The organism is Saonia sp., from assembly GCF_056326165.1.
In genome coordinates, this window is sequence record NZ_JBWFBN010000004.1 from 137,579 (window position 1) to 159,679 (window position 22,101).

Consider the following 22,101-nt stretch of genomic DNA (forward strand, 5'->3'; position numbering starts at 1 on the left):
AAGAACACAAATTATTTTCTGTACTCCGTGGGAGTTTGCCCAGTGAATTTTTTAAAAGCTGCATAAAAGGTAGATTTGGAATTAAAGCCACATTCCAATCCGATTGAAAGAATAGTATAGTTTGAAAATTCTGGAGTCTTGAGAATTTTTTTTGAATCGTTAACCCGTAACTCATTTATATAATCAGAGAAATTGTGTCCCGAATATCCATTTATTAATTTTGAAAGACTAGATACTCCCATTTGTAATTCTTCAGCCAGTTTTTCTAAGCTTAAATATGGATCCAAATGCCTTTTGTTAGACAAAACATATTGATTTACATTTTCAAAAGATTCTTGTTCCCTTTCCAAACGCTTAGAATTATCAACTATAATAGGTTTCTGATTTAAATGAGCTCCTAAATCCTTTCTAAGTGCTATTCTATCTTTCATTAAGACATAATGAAAGAATGCTTGGTAACCCACCCAATAAATTAATGCCGAGGAACTTAAACGTAAAGGATAATAACTATACGGTGGATTGGAAACTTCTGAAAAAGAATTAACCAATACCGCAAACCCCCAGAATAAAAAGACAACACCTCCCAATTTTAGAAAAAGTTTAATCCATTTAAGATTATCAAATTTTAAAACTTCTGGATACAATTGCTGATAATTGAAAAGCAGCCTAATAGATTTTATAAATAAAAAAATAGAATAAGAAAGAGCTAAAGCGTCCTCTAAAAGATTATAGTTTCTTATGGTCTCTATACTTATAACTTCATTTTTTGCCATAAGAATAAAGCTTATTCTAAGCACCAATGCCAAAACAAAAAAGAGCAAAGAAAATTTAATAAAAGATAAACGCTTTTCCCCTATTGATAGATAGGATATTAAAAAGGCATAGAACATAGGCACTATGAGTATATACCAAGGAATTGTAAAATTTTCCAGAAAGAAATTACCGTTCAAAAACCCTTTGTCCACTAACCAAGATTGAAGGTTGTTCAAGGATATAAAGAGAACAAACAAGTTTAAAAAAAGGACAGTTTTTTCAATTTTCTTACGAGAAAGAAACGTACCAATATTGAACAAAAAACCCTGAACTGCACTTGCAATCAAAAGAAAATTAAAAATTGCTGTTATGTTCATTCCTTAAATTTTAAGGCGCCTAAATATCTAGTCTAATTGGTTCATTATCAATAGCTCTTCAATATAATCTCTTTTATTGAACAATCTGGGTATTTTATGTTGTCCGCCCAATTTATCTTTGGCTTTTAACCAATCATAAAAAAGATTTTCCCGAGCAATATGTATCTTGGGCATCTTTAACGTCATATTATTATAACGTTTGGCTTCATAGTCAGAATTCAATGATTTTAAGGCATTGTCCAAGAACTCTGTAAAATACTCTATTTCTTCTGGGGGTTTTCTAAATTCTATAATCCATTCGTGGCTACCCTTTTCTTTTCCGTCCATAAAAATAGGTGCCGCTGTATAATCTTTAATTTCTGCACCTGTTTTTGCACAAATACTTTTTAGGGCTTCTTCTGCATTCTCAATAATTAGTTCTTCGCCAAAGGCATTTATAAAGTGTTTTGTTCTACCTGTTACCTTTACTCTATATGGGTTTGTAGAAGTAAACTTAACCGTATCGCCCACCTTGTAACGCCAGAGGCCTGCATTGGTGGTAATTACAATTGCATAATTCTTACCCACTTCAACCATCCACAATGGAATGGCAATTTGCTCATCTGTTTTATAGACATCCATGGGTATAAATTCATAAAAAATACCATAATCCAACATCAATAAAAGGTCATCCGCATTGTTCCTGTCCTGTATGGCAAAAAAGCCTTCAGAAGCATTATAAATTTCGTAGTAATTAAAATTCTTCCTCGGTAATAAATTCTTGTACTGGTCTTTGTATGGGCTAAAACTAACACCGCCATGAAAATAAACCTCCAGATTTTCCCATATTTCAAATAGGTGATTTTTTCCTGTTTTTTCTATGACATTATTCATGAGTACCAACATCCATGATGGAACTCCCGCCAAACTCGTTACATTCTCTTGGATACTTTCCTCTATAATTGCCTCCATTTTAGTTTCCCATTCGCTCATTAAAGAAACCTTATTACTTGGGGTACTGCTCATTTCTGCCCAAAAAGGCATATTATCAATCAAAATAGCAGATAAATCCCCAAAAAAAGTGCCATTATCTTCGTACAGTTCCTTGCTACCTCCCAGTCGCAGACTTTTGCCATTGAACAATTCTGAGTTCTCATTATTGTTAAGGTACAGGCAAAGCAAATCTTTACTGGACTTGTAATGGCAATCTTCCAAAGCCTCCGTGCTTACAGGTATAAACTTGCTTTTGGCATTTGTAGTACCACTACTCTTGGCAAACCATTTTATAGAGGTAGGCCAAAAAACATTCTGCTCTCCCCTTCTGGTACGCTCAATTATTGGGTCTATCTCTATATAGGAAACTATTGGTACTCTACTAGCAAAAGTTTCATAATTAGCGATGGATGAAAATTCATACATTTTACCAATTTCTGTATCCTTGGCAAAACTCACCAATTTGTTAAGCACCTCAATCTGTACTTCCTCTGGGTATTTTAAAAAAAGTTCTATTTGGTGATAGCGCTTTTTCAACAACCAAGATGCTATAGAATTAAATAAAGGTATTGGCATTTTTAGGTATCTTTAACCTGATAAATCTCAGGGAGCACAAGTTAGTTCTTAATGTTAAAAATAGCTTTTAAAGTTCCAATTATCAAATCATCTTTTTAATTAGTCATAAATGCAGTACGAAGGCGTATTACAAAAAATGCAAACCGAAATGGGGTCGCCCATTCAATATTACTTGGTTTTTGAAAACGATTTCTTGAACATGAACCAAGTTCTTGGCAAAAAAGTGGAACTTACTTTCCTAAAGCACCAATGTTTAAACTGTGGACTTAACAAACCTATATACCGACAAGGGTTTTGCAAAAGCTGTTTTTTTGAGACCCCTGCCGCGGGTGATTGGATCATGAGACCTGAATTGAGCACTGCCCATTTGGGGAAAGAAGATAGGGATTTGGAGTATGAGAAAAAAGTACAGTTACAGCCCCATATTGTGTATTTGGCCAACTCTAGCAACATAAAAGTGGGTGTTACCCGTAAAACCCAGGTTCCTACCCGTTGGATAGACCAAGGCGCTCACGAGGCCATTGAAATTGTGGAAGTTCCCAACAGGTATTTGGCAGGTATTACAGAGGTCGCCTTAAAAGACCATGTTAGTGATAAGACAAATTGGCGAAAGATGTTGACCAATAACGTTGAAGATGTAAGCCTGGAAGATTGGAAAGAAAAATTAAAACCCTTTGTGCCCAAGGAAGCCACAGCATATTTTTTGGAGAATAACCAAGAAACCCATATAGAGTTCCCGGTGCAACGTTATCCCATAAAGATAAAAAGCCTTAACCTAGAAAAGGCCATAAGTTATGAGGGCGTTTTAAAGGGTATAAAAGGGCAGTACCTTATTTTTGAAGATGATACCGTTTTTAATATTAGAGGGAATGAGGGATTATATGTTGGGTTGGAAATAAAATAAAACATAGCACCCCAAAATGGGTGGAATAAACATAACCAACCAAGAGTGAGTTATGTGCAATTGCTCAACAGAATGAAAAAATACAAACCAAGTGACTTCCATCCTTTCGATGCATATAAAAACGGAGAAATTAGAAACTTTTTTTCTGTGAGTTTAATCCAATTCGCTTATAGAAATTTCTTTAAAGCCAAACAGATAGAAAAATTAGACCTGACTAGGGGGTTTTTCAGTTCTAAAGATTATTCCGTCAATGAAAAGAAAATCGCTTTTATTAAACAAAATAGTGACATTGTATTTAATGCTCTTTTAGATTATATAATAATTTCCTTGACTTTTGAGAACTATATGAAAGCAAAACTGCTTTTAAATGAATTTGTAATTCACGAAATTGACAAAACAAAAAACGAACAGTTATTCAAAACTCAAAAGAAAAGACCAATTGAAATAACTGAACTAAAATTAGATGAAGAAAAAAACTTTACTGAACTTAAAGAGACTACTCTGAATTATAGCACATTAGTAAATAATAAAAATTATATTAAGTATTTTAATATAGATAATATTTCCATTAAATATCTTAGGTCATTAAATAAAAAAAGAAATGAATTACATTTTTATATGAGTGAAAAGTTCGAATTTGGAAACTCGGTTTTTGACAATCTTGACAGGTTGAAAAAAATTGTTGAAATTGATTTTGCAGTTCTTCACAACTCAATTATGGATTTGTCTGAATTTAATAAAGGAAACAAAATACCTGTGAAAAAATAAAGCTGCACACAACAATACATAACCTAATTACGCCGTCCCGAAGTGTTGGGAGACTACCCTTTGGCAAGCTCAGAACGGGCTGAATCCACTATGGATTTGCCAAAGTCAGTTCCAAACCCAAAAATAGCAACTTTAAATCCGATACTGACGGCTTTATACAAAACCGTTAATTCACGGTATCCTTCTTTTTCTTTTTGCCCAATAAGCCACCTAAAATATTGGTAGCGGCATCTTTTACCACGTCATTTTTTGGTGGCACAGAGTCATTTTTAACAACGGTTGTATCTTTCTTGTTTCCGCCTAAAATGTTACCAAGAACTTCTTTTACATCTTCCTTGGTGTCATTCTCCGTTATAGTAGTATCTGTCTCAGATGAATTTCCAGAAAGAATGCCACCAATTAAATCTTTGGCTTTATCTTTTCCTTGGTTTAACAATTTTTGCTTTTCAATTTCTATAAGTTGTGCCGTAAGGTTCTTTACACCAGAAGTCAAATCCGTACTTACATTGGGTTGGGCATAATCGCCACCAATAGTGGCAATTACAGGAATGGTGAGATTTTCCACTTCCTTTTCATTAATTTTGGCAATTAATTGGTTGACTTCCGTTCCCAAATATTTGGCCGGCACATCCAAGGTGGCCGTATAGCTCAACTTTTTGTCAAACGTATGGCTGCCCGCCACATTTATAGCAATATCCTTATAATTAATTGTAAAGGGTTTTACGTTCACTTTCCCGTCCTTAAAATCTAGTACTGTTTTTAGTCCTTTTAAGTCCAAGCCTTTTAAATCTAAAAAACTTAATTTCTCTCCTAAATTAGAAAGTAAGGGAGCATCCTTGGGGCTAATATCCGTTGCCAAGACCTCAGCCAAGACCTTTCCAGAAAGAGTTGCAAAATTGGGCGTAAAATCATCTGTTAATTTTCCTGATAGCTCAATATCCGAACTCATTTTACCCTTTAAGATATTGGCAATAGGTGCCAAAGCATCAAACAATTCCAAAACCTTGAATGTTTCCCCAATTTTAAACTGGTCCATATTCAATTTCATAGAAAAAGTAGGGACATCCTCTTTGGTGGACACTTCTCCGCTAAAGCCTAATTTACCATCAAACATAGAAGAGCTCATATTGGTCAAAATGGCTTTTTCATCTTGTATTCGTAAATTCCCTGATACTTGTTTCAAGGTTAGATTATCATACAAAACAGTATTCGCCGTTGCATCTATTGTGCAATCCAAAAATGATGGAATCTTAATTTTTTCATCCCTGGTTTCTGCAGAACCATCTTCCACAACTTCTTCTACCATAAAATCGTTCAAAGCAAACAGATTGGATTTTAAATTGAATTTCCCTTCCACCTTTTCATCATTGAACATAAAGCCCAACAGGTTGTTTATGGTTCCCGTAGCATTAAAATCTGTTGCCCCCGTTTTACCATTAAACTCTTTTAAAGTGACCGTCTTGGGATTAAAATCCATAGCAACAGAATTAATGGTCACTGGATTTGCCAACTCCTCGGATTTGTATTCAAAATCCTTTAAGGTCATTATGCCACTGGTCTTGGTATTTTCATACAGTTCCTTCTCAATCGAGGCCATATCAAAAGCCGTAGAAATATCAGCATTCAACAAACCTTTTAAATCTGTCCCTTCTGGCACTGGGTACGCCTTGGAAATATTGGCCAGGTTCATTTTGCCATCCACATGCGCATTTACCTTGGTATTGCCCATTAAGTCCCTAATTTTGGAGGTCATATTAAATCTGTCCTCATCAATCATAAAAGTCAATTTCTTTATGTCCACATAGGTGTCCTCGGTAATCCCCGTAGTATTAACAATCTTGGTATCTATATGCACATTACGAACCGATTTTGGCAAATCTGGATACTTAAAAGATGCGTTTTCAGAATTTATCTGAATATTGAACTTTGGAATGTGTGTGTCATCCACAATTCCTGTAAACTCGCCTGACACTTCAAAATTTCCTGTAGTTTTTACGGTGCTTATATTTTTAGAATACGCTTCTGGAATAACGGCCAAAAAGTTTTTAAAATCTGATGATGGGGTTTTAAAATTCACATTCACCTCTTGGTTGTCTTCATTTATCTTTACAAATCCGTCAAAAACCAAAGGCAATTGGTTCACCAAAGCTTCATTCTTTAAAAAGGAATATCTATTTTCTGCTAAATCGATACCAATTAAAGCATCTAATTTTAATTTATTTTTATTCAAATACTTAGTGCTGTCCATTTCAAAACTCACTAGCGCATCTGTTTTGGTGTCCAATTCTGATTGCTCCAAAGACAAATCTCCATTTCCAAAATGGTTCATTTCAGAAATATCCAACAACAGTTTCCCTCCTACATCATTATAGCTAATATGGGTGTTAGTAATTTCATACGATTCCATGCTTAGATTAAAAGTTGTAGGTTCACTGTTATCCACAGCACCTTCTGACTCCATGGCAATATCGTAATTGGCATTTTCATCCCCATCAATCTTAATATTTAAGTCAGCTCCATCAATCTTTAAGCTGCTAATCTTAATGGGCTCGTCCACTCCTTTAAAAAGTTCTTTGATGGACATATTAAGTTCCACCATATTGGCAGCAAAAAGTGTGTCGCCCTCAAATGGGGATTTATTAGCCAATGAAACCTCTTTTAAAGTAAGGTTGGCTTTGGGAAAGTTAGAAAACAGGCTTAAATCTGCATCAGTAAAATCCAAAGTGGCATTTACATTCTCATTGACTTTGGCCTTAATGATATTCCCTATTTTTCCTTCCAATATAAAAGGCAAGGCAACCAACAACCCAATAATGAGCAATAGGAAAATGCCAACTATTTTAAGCAGTTTCTTTTTCATATAATTTTAAGTATGTCAGTAGAAAAAATTGTCTATATGTCTAACTGAATTTCCTCTCCAACCTTTAGATTAAATCGTTTTCTTAAGATAAATACGAACAAATAAAGTAGTGGGGTGTCTAGAAATGCTATTAAAACTTTAAAAAGAAAGCCACTGACCACCAAACCATAGAATAAACTCCATGGTAAAACCTTAAATACGCATAACAAACATACAACGGTGAAAGTGTCAATAAATTGGGATGTGAAGGTGGAAAAATTGTTGCGTAACCATAAATGTTTTCCTTTGGTAAAATTCTTCCAGAAATGATAGATGGCGATGTCTACATACTGCGCCAATAAATAAGCAATCATAGAGGCCAACACAGCAATAGGTGATAGTGCAAAAACCTTACTAAACTCGGCATTGTTTACCGGTGAAGCCGTTAAAGCTGGAACCTCATCTGCCAACAGAATAATGCCCATGGAAAAGAACGATGCAAAAATACCGGCTGTTACTATTTGATTGGCTTTTTTCTTGCCAAAAATCTCCGAAATTAAGTCGGTAATTAAGAACGTAATGGGATAGGGCAAAATACCTACTGAAACTTCAAACAAAGAGGCTCCAAAAATCTTGATATCTCCAAAAGGATGCCAATAAAAAAATTTTTGAAAAATAAGATTGGATACCACCAAGGACGTAATAAAAAGTGCGCCCAAATACAGGTATATTTTAAAGGCTAGCTTTTTATCTTTTTGGGTCATGCTCTTATTCAATATTTAAAACAAAAGGCATTCTGGCCTGTACACCTTCCTGCTCCATGGCGGCTTTTACTTCTTTTAAAATGGAGTAAGCTTCTGTTCCTATTTCATCCTCAATAAAGTTTTGTTTTATTTTCATCTTGGAACTTGCATAGTCTTCCAAAAATCTTTCAAAACCCGTTTTGTATTTGGGGTAATTTCTAATACTATAAGTATCCACACCCGCCAAAGAAGCAGCCTCTTCTATAGCATCATCTAAACCTCCTAGTTCATCAATAAGTCCCAATCTTTTGGCATCTACCCCACTCCAAACACGACCTTGCGCCATAGCATCTGCTTCTTCCATGGTTATTTCTCTTCCTTTAGCAACCCTGCTTAAAAAAGTTTGGTAGGTTTCTTCTACTCCTTCTTGTACCACATTTCTAAAAGTATCTGTCATGGGCTCAAAAAGAGAGTAATCAACAGAGTTCTTATTGGTTCCAACCTGCTCTGCATTAATGCCAATATTACCAGCCAATTCACTCATATTGGGCACTGTCCCAAAAACACCTATACTACCCGTAATAGTAGTGGGTTCCGCAAAAATTTTATCAGCCCCTACGGCAATATAATATCCGCCAGATGCAGCTACATTTCCCATGGAAACCACTACTGGTTTTACTTCTTTTGTCAATTCTACCTCTCTCCAGATAAGATCAGATGTTAATGCGTTTCCACCTGGGGAATCCACTCTAAGTACAATGGCTTTTACCCTACTGTCTTCCCTAGCCTTAATCAATGCCTTATTAATAATTCCCTGTGCTATGATATCTGGGCCTCCTTGTCCGTATAAAATCTCTCCTTGCGCATAAATCACCGCAATTTTGTCTTTACCAGTGTGTAATTTCTTTTTATTGGCCACTATGATGTAATCATCTAGACTAACATAATCCATTCGGTCTTCATAGTCTATCCCTGCTGCTTCTTTTAATTTTCCTTCATATTGGTCATAAAAAACAGCATCATCTATTAAACCAGATGCTTTTGCCATTTCTGGACTTCTACCTCCCAATGTATCCGCAATAATATTTAGTTCCACTGGACTTAGGTTTCTCCCGTCTGCAATATCATCTATCATGGAATTCCAAATAGAGCCTATGAGTTCTTTTATTTGTGTTCTATTGGCGTCACTCATTTCATTGGAAAGAAAAGGTTCTACGGCACTTTTATATTTACCATGGCGAATTACCTCCATTTTAACTCCTGTTTTTTCTTGCAAATCTTTATAAAACAATACCTCGGAAGCCAATCCTTTATAATCCATGGCACCGACCTTATTCAAAAAAATACTATCCGCTACCGTTGCCAAATAATAATCTTTTTGAGTGTAAAAATCTGCATAGGCATATACAAACTTGCCACTATTCTTAAAGTCTTCTAAAACATCACGCAAAGCTTTAGTCTGCGCTATACCTGCCAAGAGAAAGTTGTTGTTTAAACTTATTCCCTTTATTTTATCATCGTTTTTGGCCACTTCTATAGCATGCAAAATCTCATTGAGCCCAATTGATTGTTCAAAAAAACCTGCAAAAGGATCAGCTTCACTTCCTCCCACATAATCCTTAATAGGTTGCTGTAATTGCAATTCTAAAACAGAATTGTTTTTAACAATGACCTTATCCTCACTACTACCAACCAAAGAAATAAAAATGACAAACATTAAAAAAAGAATGCCAAAAGCAATTAAACACCCAATAATTGCCGCTAATAAGTTTCTTAAAAACTTCATGTACTAACCTGTTAATATTATGTGCCAAATATAACCATATCCCATGTATTTTTAGATTATCGGGTGGATGTCCTTTTCTTTTCCTTATTTTGCTTTTACAAAATGGGCAGTAAAAAAACTACATATCTTTCCTTGGGAAGTAATCTGGGAAACAGATTGAACAACTTGCAAAAAGCCGTGTTTCTGCTTCAAGAAAAAGTTGGTAAAATCTTATCTATTTCCCATATATATGAAACTCCTTCTTGGGGTTTTGAATCCGATGATTTTTTGAATGCCTGTATTGCTTTGGAAACAGAATTGTTGCCATATGAAGTGCTAAATGCTATTTTAAAGATTGAAACTAAACTAGGAAGAATTCGTACTGATGAAGAAGGATACAAGCCAAGAACCATTGATGTTGATATTCTTTACTTTGATATAGAAGTTATTGAATCTGAAACCTTAATGCTCCCTCACCCTAATTTACATAAGCGAAGATTTGTACTTAAACCCTTGGCCGATATTGCACCACAGTTTTATCATCCCATTTTTAATAAGGACACTAGAAATCTGTTGCAACAATGTGATGACAAAAGCAAGTTGACAAAAACAAATTATATTCTATATAAAACTAGGGAGGATTTATTTTCCAAACTTCATTTTATTTCCATTGAAGGAAACATTGGGGCAGGAAAAACAACTTTGGTCACAAAAATCGCAGAAGACTTTAATGCCAAACTAATATTGGAGCGTTTTGCGGACAATCCATTTTTGCCAAAATTTTATGAAGATCAAAGCAGGTATGCATTTCCATTAGAAATGTCCTTTTTGGCCGATCGCTACCAACAATTTACTGATGATACATCTCAGTTGGATTTGTTCAAGAACTTTATGGTGAGTGATTATGATATTTTTAAATCGCTCATTTTTGCCAAAATAACACTCCAAGAAGAAGAATTTAACCTGTACCGAAAGGTATTCAACTTTATGTACAAGGAGGTCGTGAAGCCAAATCTATATGTTTATCTCTATCAAAATACGGAGCGTTTATTAAAAAACATAAAAAAACGTGGTAGGGACTATGAACAGAACATTGAACCCGATTATTTGGAAAAAATTAATCGTGGATATTTGGACTTTATTAAAAGTTACCCCAATCAAAATAGTCTTATAATTGATGTTAGTTCCTTGGATTTTGTAAGCAATAAAAAGGACTATGATAGCATCATCGACCAAATTCAGGAATTTATCGTTGGGAGGTAATTTTAAGATAATTTTCACAAATTATTTGGATATACGCAAACGTTTTCTTTTATTGCATGCCCTAACAAAGGAAACTAACTAACTCAAACTCTATATTTCTAGCCCAACTTCGGTTGGGCTTTTTGTTGTTTTACAGCTAGTTAGCGTTTTAATTTAGTCCATAAATCCCACACTACCACCCCAACACTTACAGAGATATTTAATGAGTGTTTAGTACCGTATTGAGGAATTTCAAGAACAGTACCGCATAAGGGAATTACCTCATCAGAAACCCCTTTTACTTCATTTCCAAATATCAAAACTTGTTTTTTAGAAATATTTGGAATAAAATCATCTAGCATCACTGCTTCATCCGCCTGTTCAATGGCGATAATTTGACTGTTCCCATCTTGCAGTTCTTTAATAAGCTCTATGGTACTTTCTCTGTATTCCCAGTCAACGCTCTCGGTAGCTCCTAAAGCAGTTTTATGAATATCCTTATGTGGTGGTCTAGCAGTAATACCACAGAGATAAATTTTTTCAATTAAAAAAGCATCAGAAGTTCTAAAAACCGAACCAATATTATTCAAACTCCGAATATTGTCAAGCACTATAATAATTGGTGTTTTTTGTGCCTGTTTATAGGCATCAACACTTAATCTGTTTAATTCTTCATTTTTAAGTTTTCTCATCCAACCTTTTACTTTTTTTCAAAACACTTTTAAACCATTTTTTGGTTTTATGAACTTATCCCAAAATATCAACAATGGTTTAATTTCCATAAAGAAAATAATACATTCGTTGAGAACAAAAGTAAACCAATAAAATCGCTTTGTCCAAAACAGAAAAAACAAAGAAGGTAACTCCTCTAATGAAGCAGTACAATACCATCAAGATTAAATATCCTGATGCTTTGTTGCTTTTTCGTGTGGGTGATTTTTATGAAACTTTTGGTGAGGATGCCGTTAAGGCCTCAAAAATATTGGGTATTATTTGCACCCATAGAAATAATGGAGGTGAAAAAACTGAACTTGCAGGTTTTCCTCATCATTCATTAAACACATACTTACCAAAGTTGGTGAAAGCGGGGCAAAGGGTTGCCATTTGTGACCAACTAGAAGACCCCAAGCAAACCAAGACTATTGTAAAAAGAGGAGTAACGGAGCTTGTTACACCCGGAGTTGCTCTTAATGATGATATTCTTAGTGCCAAGACCAACAACTTTTTGTGCGCCGTTCATTTTGGTCGAAAACGAATTGGAGTTTCTTTTTTGGATATTTCCACGGGTGAATTTCTTACCTCAGAAGGAACCGAAGAGCAAATTGATAAATTGTTACAAAACTTTGCTCCCAATGAGGTTTTGGTTTCCAAAGTTCATAAAAAAGAGTTCTTGGAGGTTTTTGGAAGTCAGTTCCATACTTTTTATATGGAAGACTGGGTTTTTCAAGAAGATTATGCCACAGAAACCCTTACCAATCATTTTAAAACGGCAACGCTAAAAGGTTTTGGAATAGACCATCTATTACACGGCGTGGTGGCATCTGGTGTGGTATTGCACTATCTCTCAGAAACCCAACACAGGCAATTGCAGCATATTAACAAACTGCAGCGGATAGCTGAAGAGGAATATATTTGGATGGACCGGTTTACTATTAAAAACCTAGAGCTCTATCATTCCTCCAATTTGAACGCAGTTACCCTATTAGATGTTATTGATAAAACCATTTCTCCTATGGGTGGAAGGTTAATAAAAAGATGGTTGGCACTTCCTCTAAAAAATGTTGAAAAAATTAGAAGAAGACATCAAGTAGTTTCATATTTAAACCAGAATGAAACATCATTGCAAAAACTACAACAATGGTTAAAGCAAATAGGTGATCTAGAACGTTTAATTTCTAAGGTTGCCACAGGTAAAATAAATCCAAAAGAAGTCATTCAACTAAAAAATTCTCTAGAAGCCATTGTTCCTATTAAACAACATGTTTCACAAAGTGATAATGAGGCTTTAAAACTTATTGGCGATCAATTGCATTCTTGTGAAATGCTTCGGAGCAAAGTCAAAGAAATGATTAGTGAAGAAGCTCCTGTTCTTATTTCCAAAGGAAAAACTATTGCAGATGGATATTCAGAAGAATTGGATGAACTTAGAGGATTGGCATTTTCTGGTAAGGACTATCTAAACAAAATGCTCGAAAGGGAAACCGAAAGAACGGGTATCACTTCCCTAAAAATAGCATCAAATAATGTATTCGGTTATTATATAGAAGTTCGCAATACACATAAGGATAAGGTTCCTGAAGAATGGATCAGAAAACAGACTTTGGTCAACGCTGAACGCTATATCACTGAAGAACTTAAAGAATACGAAGGCAAAATTTTAGGGGCCGAAGAGCGTATTTTAAGTCTAGAACAACAACTGTTTTCCCAACTCATTGTTTGGATGCAGGAATATATTAGTCATGTACAAAACAATGCTCAACAGATTGCCCAGTTAGACTGTCTATGTGGGTTTGCCCAATTAGCAAAAGACAACAATTATATAGAGCCTTCCTTAAATGATTCTACAGCAATTGAAATAACAAATGGAAGACATCCTGTCATTGAAAAACAGCTCCCTTTAGGCGAAGCTTATATTGCCAATGACGTTGTTCTAAACAGAGATTCCCAACAAATTATTATGATTACTGGGCCCAATATGAGTGGTAAATCAGCCATTTTAAGACAGACGGCCCTTATTGTCCTTTTGGCACAAATGGGAAGTTTTGTTCCTGCCGAAGCAGCAAATATTGGGTATGTGGACAAAATTTTTACTCGGGTTGGAGCAAGTGACAACATTTCCATGGGAGAGTCCACATTTATGGTAGAAATGAACGAAACTGCTTCTATATTAAATAATCTTTCTGAACGTAGCTTGGTGCTTTTAGATGAAATTGGCAGAGGCACTAGTACCTATGATGGTATTTCCATTGCTTGGGCAATTTCCGAATATTTACATGAGCACCCAGCACGTGCAAAAACATTGTTTGCTACCCATTATCATGAAATAAATGAAATGGCAACAACCTTTGAACGCATTAAGAATTATAATGTCTCTGTAAAAGAACTTAAGGACAATGTTCTCTTCTTACGAAAATTAACTCCAGGTGGCAGCGAACACAGTTTTGGAATCCACGTAGCAAAAATGGCCGGAATGCCTCAACAGGTTATCCATAAAGCCAATAAAATTTTAAAGAAGTTAGAAAAATCCCATTCCAGTGAGGAACTCACGGACAAATTACAATCTGCACAAGATGAGATGCAACTTAGCTTTTTTAATTTGGATGACCCTCTTTTGGAACAAATTAAAGAGGAAATTATTCATTTAGACATTAATACCTTGACTCCTGTTGAAGCGCTGATGAAATTAAATGAAATTAAGCGCATGCTCTCCAAAAAAGGAAAGGCTACTTCTTAATTATATTTCTTTTTTTGATTAAAATTTACTTTGCCTTTTATAGAATTGTATTAAATTTGCATCCGCATCTGTAAAAAGATGCTCATGTTCTTTTTATATGCGAAAATAGCTCAGTTGGTAGAGCATCACCTTGCCAAGGTGGAGGTCGCGGGTTCAAGTCCCGTTTTTCGCTCATAAGAAAACGCTACCACCAGCGTTTTTATTTGAGGCTCGAGTGGTGGAATTGGTAGACACGTTGGACTTAAAATCCAATGGACATTAGTCCGTATGGGTTCAAGTCCCATCTCGAGTACAGAAACCCTTTCCTTTTGGAAAGGGTTTTTTTGTTTTTAAGTAGTAATTAAATTGTATCCTTTCATTACCTTTATAATGCTATATGAAAAGAAAATATTTATATTTTATATTATATGCAGTTGCTACTTTTTTAATCTCTATTAGTCTCTGTAACTATGCCATTGTAGAAGGAACGGAAGGGAAAACATTTTCAAACATAAATAAAATTCCAAAAAACAGGGTAGGGCTGGTTTTGGGCACTTCTAAAAAGCTTACCACTGGTCAACCCAATCCATACTACACATATCGTATTGATGCAACAGTAGCTCTTTTTAAAGCTAGAAAAATAGATTTTGTATTGGTTAGTGGAGATAATGGCACACAATACTATAACGAACCATCCACAATTAAAAAAAATCTTGTCGAGAGAGGAATTCCAGAAGAAAAAATATTTTTAGACTATGCAGGTTTTAGAACATTGGATTCCATGGTGCGTGCTAAAGAAGTGTTCAATTTGGATAGTGTTACAGTAATTTCTCAAGAATTTCACAACCAGCGTGCTATCTATTTAGCAGAAAAAAAAGGACTTGCGGCTGTTGGTTACAATGCAAAGGCCGTTGGCGGAGGTAAAGGTTTAAAAATGAAGGTAAGGGAATCTTTAGCTCGAGTAAAAGTATTTATTGATTTACTGCTTAATACTCAACCTAAATTTTATGGTGAAAAAATAGAGATAAAGTAGTTTTCGGGTTCATTCAAGAAAAAACTCTATTTTAGTTACACAAATAACCACCACAAAATGTCCAGTTTTAAAACGCTTGTTAAAAATTTAGGGCCAGGTTTACTGTTTGCTAGTATGGCAATAGGAACTTCGCATTTGGTGTTGTCCACCAAAGCTGGCGCACAATATGGCTGGCTCATGGCCATTCCCATTCTACTTGCCAATGTGTTAAAATATCCTTTTTTTGAGTTTGGCATTCGATACACCAATGTAACAAACAAAAGTCTTATAGAGGGGTATTTAAACAGAGGGAAAGGCTATTTATGGCTTTATGCTTTTATAACGCTCATATCCACTTTTACTATTTTGGCTGCTCTTTACGTAGTAACTTCTGGCCTCTTCATCAATTTGTTTGAAATCACCAATGTATCAGTAGGTATAGTGGCACTAGCATTATTTGTATTTATTAGCACCTTATTGATTATTGGCAAATATAAGTTTTTAGAGACCTCCTTAAAATATGTAATATTAATTTTGTTTGTAGCATTGGTTGTTACTACAGTATTGGTCTTATTTAAAGGGAAAGTTATTCCAACAAGTAATTTTGAACCCTTACCAATTTTTAATGAGGTTGGTATTTTATTTTTGATAGGTCTAATGGGTTGGATGCCTACTACCGTTGAAGCATCTAGCTGGATAAGTTTATGGAGTTTGGAAAAATATAAGTTAAGAAAGAAACCCACTTTGTTCGAGTCACTTCAAGAATTTAATACAGGATATGTCATTACTAGTCTATTGGCATTCTTTTTTCTAATTATAGGATGGTTTACTTTATATGGTACAGGCACACAAATAAGTGGTAATGCTGTACTTTTTGCCGACCAATTAGTAAGTCTTTTCACCACTCATATTGGAAAATGGGCATATGTATTTATAGCAGTATCTGCTTTTGCCACCATGTTCAGTACATGCATGACAGCACATGATGCCATTGCAAGGGTTTGCATAGATATTATTGGCTTGTTAAAAACAGAAAACCAGAATACTTCTAAGAAAAAATATTATTCTATTGGAATACTTGTTTTAGCAGCAATTAACTTAGGTGTAATAATTTTGTTTGCTGCCAATATGGGAAAATTAGTTGCCTTGGCCACCTTTGTTTCTTTTGTATTGGCACCTGTAATTGGCTATATGAATCTAAAAAATGTGATGAGCGATGACCTTCCAATGCATACCCACCCAAAAAAATCATTGCAAATATTAACTTATATAGGTATTGTATTTCTCTCCCTTTTTGCTCTGTATTATTGCTGGATAATTCTTATTAATTAAGAATATTATAGTTTAAGACAACTATTAAAGACCTTTCATTTTGTTTGTGAAGCATATCCAAACAATAGACACCATTGGTACAATTATTTATAATTTTATCTTCTCCGTAACCAATGGAATACAAAATATTACTTGTAGATACACCATTTTGAAAAAGGTAGTTCTTTATGGCATCTGATCTAGATTGGGAGAGTCTAAAATTAGTGCTTCCACCACCCCTACTATCTGTATGTGATTCTATTCTTAATTGAAACTCAGGAAATCTCTTTACAGCTTCTACAACCTTATCCAGTTCCAAAGCAATATCTGGAGTAATTACACTTCTTCCTCTATCAAAAAAGAATTTTTTTAACTTAATAACTTTTTGTTCTTCTTTTTCCTCAACGATATCATCCATAAAAATCATATCAATATAGAAACTTTCCTTTTGAATATTTGTTAAGGTAGATTCATTAAATTCTTTACTAAATGTAGAGTGATGTTCTTTTTCAGCCTCTATTTTAATAAAATCTCTCCATGGAATTTCAAATTGATATTCTCCCTCTTCGTTACTAAAAACTTCTTTTATTAGTTCATTATCAGAACCCAATATTTTAATTGATGCCTTAGCAATACCGTTATCAGTATTAGGTTTTATAACTTTTCCTTGAACAGCAATGGTTTTTAATCCAGGTTTCTCTGCAACATTAAACCCATATATATCATCATTCCCTTTTCCTCCTTTTCTATTGGAAGAAAAATAACCCAATAGACCGTTGGTACCATTGTTTCTTATTATAAAACCAAAATCATCATCTTCAGAATTAATTCCCTCTCCCAAATTAATAGGTATACTAAAAGTCTCATTAGACTGAAAATTGGACTTATAAATATCCATTCTTCCCAATCCGTAAAAAACATCTGAAGCAAAATATAGGCTATTCTCAAAAATAAAAGGTGATATCTCGTTTCCTGGGGAATTAATCCGTGGCCCCAGATTTACAGGAGCTGACATTATTTGACCTTCATTGGTATAAACAAAATAAATATCAGTGCCTCCATACCCATCCTCAAAATTAGCAGCAAAATAAAGCTTCCCTGTGGATGCCTCATAAAATGGATAATAAAAAGAGGTGTTTAAATCTCTTAAAAGATATTCAAATTCTCCATCTATCTCTTTTTTTCCTATTGCCAAAGTGTTCTTTCCTTCCTCACTATATAATAAGCTATTTTCCTCTGCATTTGACAAAACATAAAATACACTTTCTTGCTCAAAAGAGTAATACGGAGTTGCTTTATGAAAACTAGAACTGGGAATATTTGTGAATGATGTAGTACTATTAATACTTCCATTCTGTTCTATTCTAGATACAAAAATGTCTAAATAAGATTCCCCAGATGGTTCGTACACTTCTCTTTTTTGTCCTCTACCAGTAGAAAAAAGAAGCTTGTCTCCATAAAAAGCAGGAGAAAAATCTGCCTTAGAGCTATTAGCATTAATATTGAAAATTTCATAGTCCAACTCTGTTTCAAGGTTAGATTCCAAAAGCTCAAAATTAAAATCAGAATTTTCCAATAATTCCTGTGACAACCTTGAACCCTTTGTAGCCAAAAAAGCTTTTATTCTATCTTGTCCAGAAGTCCTATAAAAACTCTGTAACATTTTATTGAAATGATGATTGGACATTGTACTGTCCTTTTTGAATACTTCCATATATGCTTTTGAAGCATTTTCGTAATCTTCCATTTTTAAATAAGAATCAGCCAAATTGAGATATTGTTGATTACTTAATGGTTTTTCACGAAGTTCTTTTTGATATGCTATAATTGCATTTTTATATGCATAACCAAAGAATAACGCATCCGCTTTGGACATTTTATCTTGACCAAAAGATGAACTTGCTATCGTTAAAAATAAAAATACACCAATCTTAAACTTCATAATAATTCTTTTTAGAAAAACCTTGGCGTGTCAATCTGTTTTGGTTTTCCTTTAACGTTTTTTGTCTTAGCCTGTTTTGTTTTATTCCCACCTCCATTACCAATATAGAATTTCAGGATAGCTTCATGGGAACCGCTATTATAATCTCCCAATCCATTGGTGTTGTAATCATATGAATACCCAATAAACATTCCACTAGATATTTGAAATCCAACTAAACCACTAACAGAATTATCTATCCTATATGAGGCCCCAACAGTCAGCACATCTTTTATTAAAAAATTGGTAGACAAATCTACTTTTACTGGTAAACCTTCCAAGTAATGTGCCAAAAAAGCAGGTTTAAACTTCAAGTTGTTTGACAATTCAAATACAAAGCCACCTATCATATTTACTTGCACTCTATCATTAATCAAAAGAGCCACCTCTTCATCAGTTATAACATTATATAAAAAATTGGGAACAGATGCTCCCAAATACCAATCATCAGAATATAGAAATAATCCCGCGCCCATTGTTGGGTAAAATTTATTAAAAACATTATTCAATAGCAAAGGCTCATTTGGGTCTTGAAAATCTCCCTTGGTAAAATCTACATCCAACAAAGAACCACCAGCATCAATTCCAAAAGACAACTTTGTATCATCTGAAACATCTATTTGAAAGGAATAAGACAAATCAAAAAAGGTTTGGGTTGTAGGCCCCAAGGCATCACTAACTACATTTATACCAAGTCCATTTTTTTCATTTCCCCAAGGAATATTCGCCCCAAATCTTAATGTCTTTGGCGCGCCAGGAATGTCTATCCATTGTGCTCTGTACAAAGCACTGATTTCAGTTTTATCAACTGTACCAACATAGGCCGGATTAAAACTTCCAATGTTATACATATACTGAGTATATTGGGGCTCTTTTTGTCCATGTGCCACCAATATTACCCCAAAGAACAACATTAAAAAAAGAATGTTAGTAAACTTATTTTTGTGCATAAAGTATTTCATATATATTTTATCTTAAGATTTGGATCCACCCTTTTTTAACTTCGGTGCCATCTCCTAAATCTAGTGTATAAAAATATGTACCCTTAGGTAAATTCCCATTCTTTCCTGTACCATCCCACGTATTGTTATATTGTTGAGCACTAAAGACATTTGCTCCATATCTATCATATATTTCCAATAAAATATTGGCATACAATTCTATACAATTAATCACAAGAAAATCATTTACCCCATCACCATTTGGCGAGAATTGATTAAAAACAAAACCACAACCTTCAGGAGGAGCAATAATTGCATTTACAATTATCATGGCCTCATCATTAGTATTATCAAAATCATTTGGAAATGAATTTGTAATTGTTGCAATATTTTGAAGTGTGCCATCTTGCAATACTACTGCTGTAATTTCCAAGGTAACAACTTCATCACCCAAAAGCTCTTCTACTTCCCATATCCCAGTAGTCTGGTCATAATTTCCTCTTGATGCTGTATGTCCCTCATAAAAAAAGCTTGACTCTAATATTTCGTTAACGCCAATATCAATGACCCTGTCTGTCGTAAGATTTGTTAATGTAATTGTGAAAATTATTTCATCTCCAACTAGTGGAGTACTATTACTAACTTCCTTAAGAATTTCAAGGTCAATATCCGCTGGGTTACAATCAGGAGACAAATTAGGGTCACAAGCATCCAGTGGATCTGTACCATTTTCTACCTCTTCCCCATCTTCAATTGTATCATTATCTGAATCTGGATTATTAGGGTCTGTGCCCAAGGTAGCTTCTTCTCCATCTGTGAGTCCATCATTATCTGTATCTACTATACAATCATTCACAGAAATCGTCACATCTACCGATTCATTTACACATGGTGCACTTGCCCCAGTAGTGGTATAGGTGAAAATATAATCTCCATCCGCAAGACCCTCAAAGTCCACCACATTATCTGTATTTAAAACTGGAGTCTCTGGCCCCGAAGTAAAAGTCCACACACCAATATCTGCCCCTGTCAATGTACTATCCAAATCCACAGTGGTAGTACCGCCATTTCCGTTCACATTACATGCAGCTATATTGGTTGTTGTCCCTGCAAATGGCTGAATATTTACAGTGGCAATGACAGGAGTTCTTCCTGATGTACAGCCATTGGCTGTTGCATCCACATAAAATGTAGTTGTAGTAGAGATGCCCGGTGTAATAAAAGTTGACCCCGTGCCAATCAAGGTGCCTCCAACAGGGCTATCATACCAATTTAATGTACCCCCAGTACTTACAGTTGCCTCCAAAGCAACTGTTCCTGTACCACATCTAACATTTTCTGTTACACTGTCAACAGTTGGTGTATTATTTAATACTAAATCTATTTGCAACAATGGACTTGCACAGGATTTATCTTCTTCCCAAAAGAAACCAAAATATGTTCCAGGGCCATTTACCACTGTGTTGGACAAACGCGCAGGTATATTGGTTGGATCAGAAACAGTACTCCACACCAACACAGAACCAGACGGTGTAGATGAACTTACATATTCGTTTAAATCTTGATTAATAACATCACAAAATGACATTGGCACAGAGATATCAAGAACAGGAGCAGTATTTCCAGCATCACAAACATCATTTTCAATTATTGTCCCTGTTCCTTGTGGAACAATGACATCTGTAAAAACACTGGAAGTACTAATGTTAACGAAAAAAAATTCTGTGCTCTCAACTGAATTATCATCTATGATGGGAACCATAATATCTATCGTCTGGTCAGTTCCAGCACCAAAATTTACTGTTCCTGATATTGCAGTATAATCTTCCCCAGAAATCGCAGTGTTATCTTGGGTAATATAATCTACATCTGCACCAAATAAAGTAGTTCCGTTTAATGTTATGATAAAAGTAGCTGTACCATCTCCCTCATTTATAGTAACATTATTTATAACCAAACCTGCAGAATCGTCCTCTGTTATGGTGTAAGTTGTTATATCCTGTGAACCAATTGTGGCATCACCTAAAGCTCCCGATAAAGTCAATTCAATAGTTTCATTTCCTTCTACCTGGGTATCGGCAGTAATTGAAAGCCCTAACGCAATTGGATCATTACTATATGTGCCAGCTGGAATGTTAATTGTAGTGCTTGCCAACGTATAATCTGTTCCATTGGCAGTTCCTCCAGTAGATAGCGTAATACTGGTAGTATTAGTAACTGTTCCTGTAACCAATAAAGTGGGGAGATTACCCCCGTTATCTTCCAAATCATCACTTGCAGCTGTTGAGAATTCCACTGTAACAAAATCATCGTTATTTATGGTTCCTATTCCCTGGCCATCATCTATGGTCGCCAAACCGGTAATATTACTAAGGTTTACAAAAAAGGTCTCATCATTTTCTACAATAGCATCATTCAAAATTGGAACAACAATAGAGTGATTTTCTGTATTAAATCCAGTAAAAGTCAATGAGTTAGATTGGG

The 22,101-nt window shown here is 34.9% G+C and carries 15 protein-coding genes and 2 tRNA genes; 8 read left to right on the forward strand and 9 right to left on the reverse strand.

The annotated features are described in order from the left end of the window. Positions 1-11: 11 nt before the first annotated feature. Together AC000W_RS05740 and AC000W_RS05745 are read right to left on the reverse strand one after the other, a co-directional pair. On the reverse strand, positions 12-1,130 hold the full coding sequence (locus tag AC000W_RS05740) for a helix-turn-helix domain-containing protein (protein WP_474746768.1): 1,119 nt from the start codon (positions 1,128-1,130) through the stop codon (positions 12-14). A gap of 27 nt (positions 1,131-1,157) precedes the next feature. Next, positions 1,158-2,678: a GH3 auxin-responsive promoter family protein gene (locus AC000W_RS05745; protein WP_474746769.1), complete on the reverse strand. Its 1,521-nt coding sequence runs from the start codon at positions 2,676-2,678 to the stop codon at positions 1,158-1,160. A 109-nt stretch (positions 2,679-2,787) separates the two neighbouring features. Here AC000W_RS05745 and AC000W_RS05750 point away from each other — a divergent pair, with 109 nt between their 5' ends. Further along, the gene (locus AC000W_RS05750) at positions 2,788-3,582 is read left to right on the forward strand and encodes a DUF2797 domain-containing protein (protein ID WP_474746771.1); all 795 of its coding nucleotides are present in this window, start codon (positions 2,788-2,790) and stop codon (positions 3,580-3,582) included. 72 nt (positions 3,583-3,654) lie between these two features. Continuing rightward, on the forward strand, positions 3,655-4,350 hold the full coding sequence (locus AC000W_RS05755) for a hypothetical protein (RefSeq protein ID WP_474746772.1): 696 nt from the start codon (positions 3,655-3,657) through the stop codon (positions 4,348-4,350). A 166-nt stretch (positions 4,351-4,516) separates the two neighbouring features. On the opposite strand, the gene AC000W_RS05760 is transcribed toward AC000W_RS05755, so the two are convergent. The 3 genes from AC000W_RS05760 to sppA are packed head-to-tail and all read right to left on the reverse strand — an operon-like array spanning position 4,517 to position 9,718. Then, on the reverse strand, positions 4,517-7,210 hold the full coding sequence (locus tag AC000W_RS05760) for an AsmA family protein (protein WP_474746773.1): 2,694 nt from the start codon (positions 7,208-7,210) through the stop codon (positions 4,517-4,519). A 32-nt stretch (positions 7,211-7,242) separates the two neighbouring features. After that, positions 7,243-7,953 (reverse strand): queuosine precursor transporter, encoded by a 711-nt coding sequence (locus tag AC000W_RS05765; RefSeq protein WP_474746775.1) that lies wholly within the window; start codon positions 7,951-7,953, stop codon positions 7,243-7,245. Between the two features lie 4 nt (positions 7,954-7,957). Beyond that, a complete protein-coding gene (sppA, locus tag AC000W_RS05770; protein WP_474746776.1) occupies positions 7,958-9,718 on the reverse strand; it encodes a signal peptide peptidase SppA in 1,761 nt (586 codons plus the stop codon). 102 nt (positions 9,719-9,820) lie between these two features. Between sppA and folK the strand changes: the two genes are divergently transcribed. Continuing rightward, complete coding sequence (gene folK / locus AC000W_RS05775) at positions 9,821-10,960, forward strand: 2-amino-4-hydroxy-6-hydroxymethyldihydropteridine diphosphokinase (protein WP_474746778.1); 1,140 nt, start codon at positions 9,821-9,823, stop codon at positions 10,958-10,960. Between the two features lie 140 nt (positions 10,961-11,100). Here the strand turns inward: folK and AC000W_RS05780 are convergent, their stop codons facing one another. Further along, positions 11,101-11,631, reverse strand: coding sequence for an RNA methyltransferase (locus AC000W_RS05780; protein ID WP_474746780.1), 531 nt, complete (start codon positions 11,629-11,631; stop codon positions 11,101-11,103). A gap of 179 nt (positions 11,632-11,810) precedes the next feature. On the opposite strand from AC000W_RS05780, the gene mutS reads away from it, so the two are divergent. From mutS to AC000W_RS05805, 5 genes are all read left to right on the forward strand, one after another. Continuing rightward, the gene (mutS, locus tag AC000W_RS05785; protein ID WP_474746843.1) at positions 11,811-14,393 is read left to right on the forward strand and encodes a DNA mismatch repair protein MutS; all 2,583 of its coding nucleotides are present in this window, start codon (positions 11,811-11,813) and stop codon (positions 14,391-14,393) included. A 99-nt stretch (positions 14,394-14,492) separates the two neighbouring features. Next, positions 14,493-14,565 (forward strand) — tRNA-Gly (locus AC000W_RS05790). Positions 14,566-14,601: 36 nt separating this feature from the next. Further along, positions 14,602-14,685 (forward strand) — tRNA-Leu (locus AC000W_RS05795). Between the two features lie 84 nt (positions 14,686-14,769). Further along, positions 14,770-15,405: a SanA/YdcF family protein gene (locus AC000W_RS05800; protein WP_474746781.1), complete on the forward strand. Its 636-nt coding sequence runs from the start codon at positions 14,770-14,772 to the stop codon at positions 15,403-15,405. Positions 15,406-15,462: 57 nt separating this feature from the next. After that, on the forward strand, positions 15,463-16,716 hold the full coding sequence (locus AC000W_RS05805; protein ID WP_474746783.1) for an NRAMP family divalent metal transporter: 1,254 nt from the start codon (positions 15,463-15,465) through the stop codon (positions 16,714-16,716). Here AC000W_RS05805 and AC000W_RS05810 read toward each other — a convergent pair. The 3 genes from AC000W_RS05810 to AC000W_RS05820 all read right to left on the reverse strand — a co-directional run. Next, positions 16,709-18,637 (reverse strand): OmpA family protein, encoded by a 1,929-nt coding sequence (locus AC000W_RS05810; RefSeq protein WP_474746784.1) that lies wholly within the window; start codon positions 18,635-18,637, stop codon positions 16,709-16,711. The two genes, AC000W_RS05805 and AC000W_RS05810, sit on opposite strands and share 8 nt — an antisense overlap. A gap of 11 nt (positions 18,638-18,648) precedes the next feature. Beyond that, positions 18,649-19,638, reverse strand: coding sequence for a PorP/SprF family type IX secretion system membrane protein (locus tag AC000W_RS05815; protein ID WP_474746786.1), 990 nt, complete (start codon positions 19,636-19,638; stop codon positions 18,649-18,651). 7 nt (positions 19,639-19,645) lie between these two features. After that, a partial coding sequence (locus AC000W_RS05820) for a T9SS type B sorting domain-containing protein (protein ID WP_474746787.1) occupies positions 19,646-22,101 on the reverse strand: 2,456 nt, incomplete at its 5' end.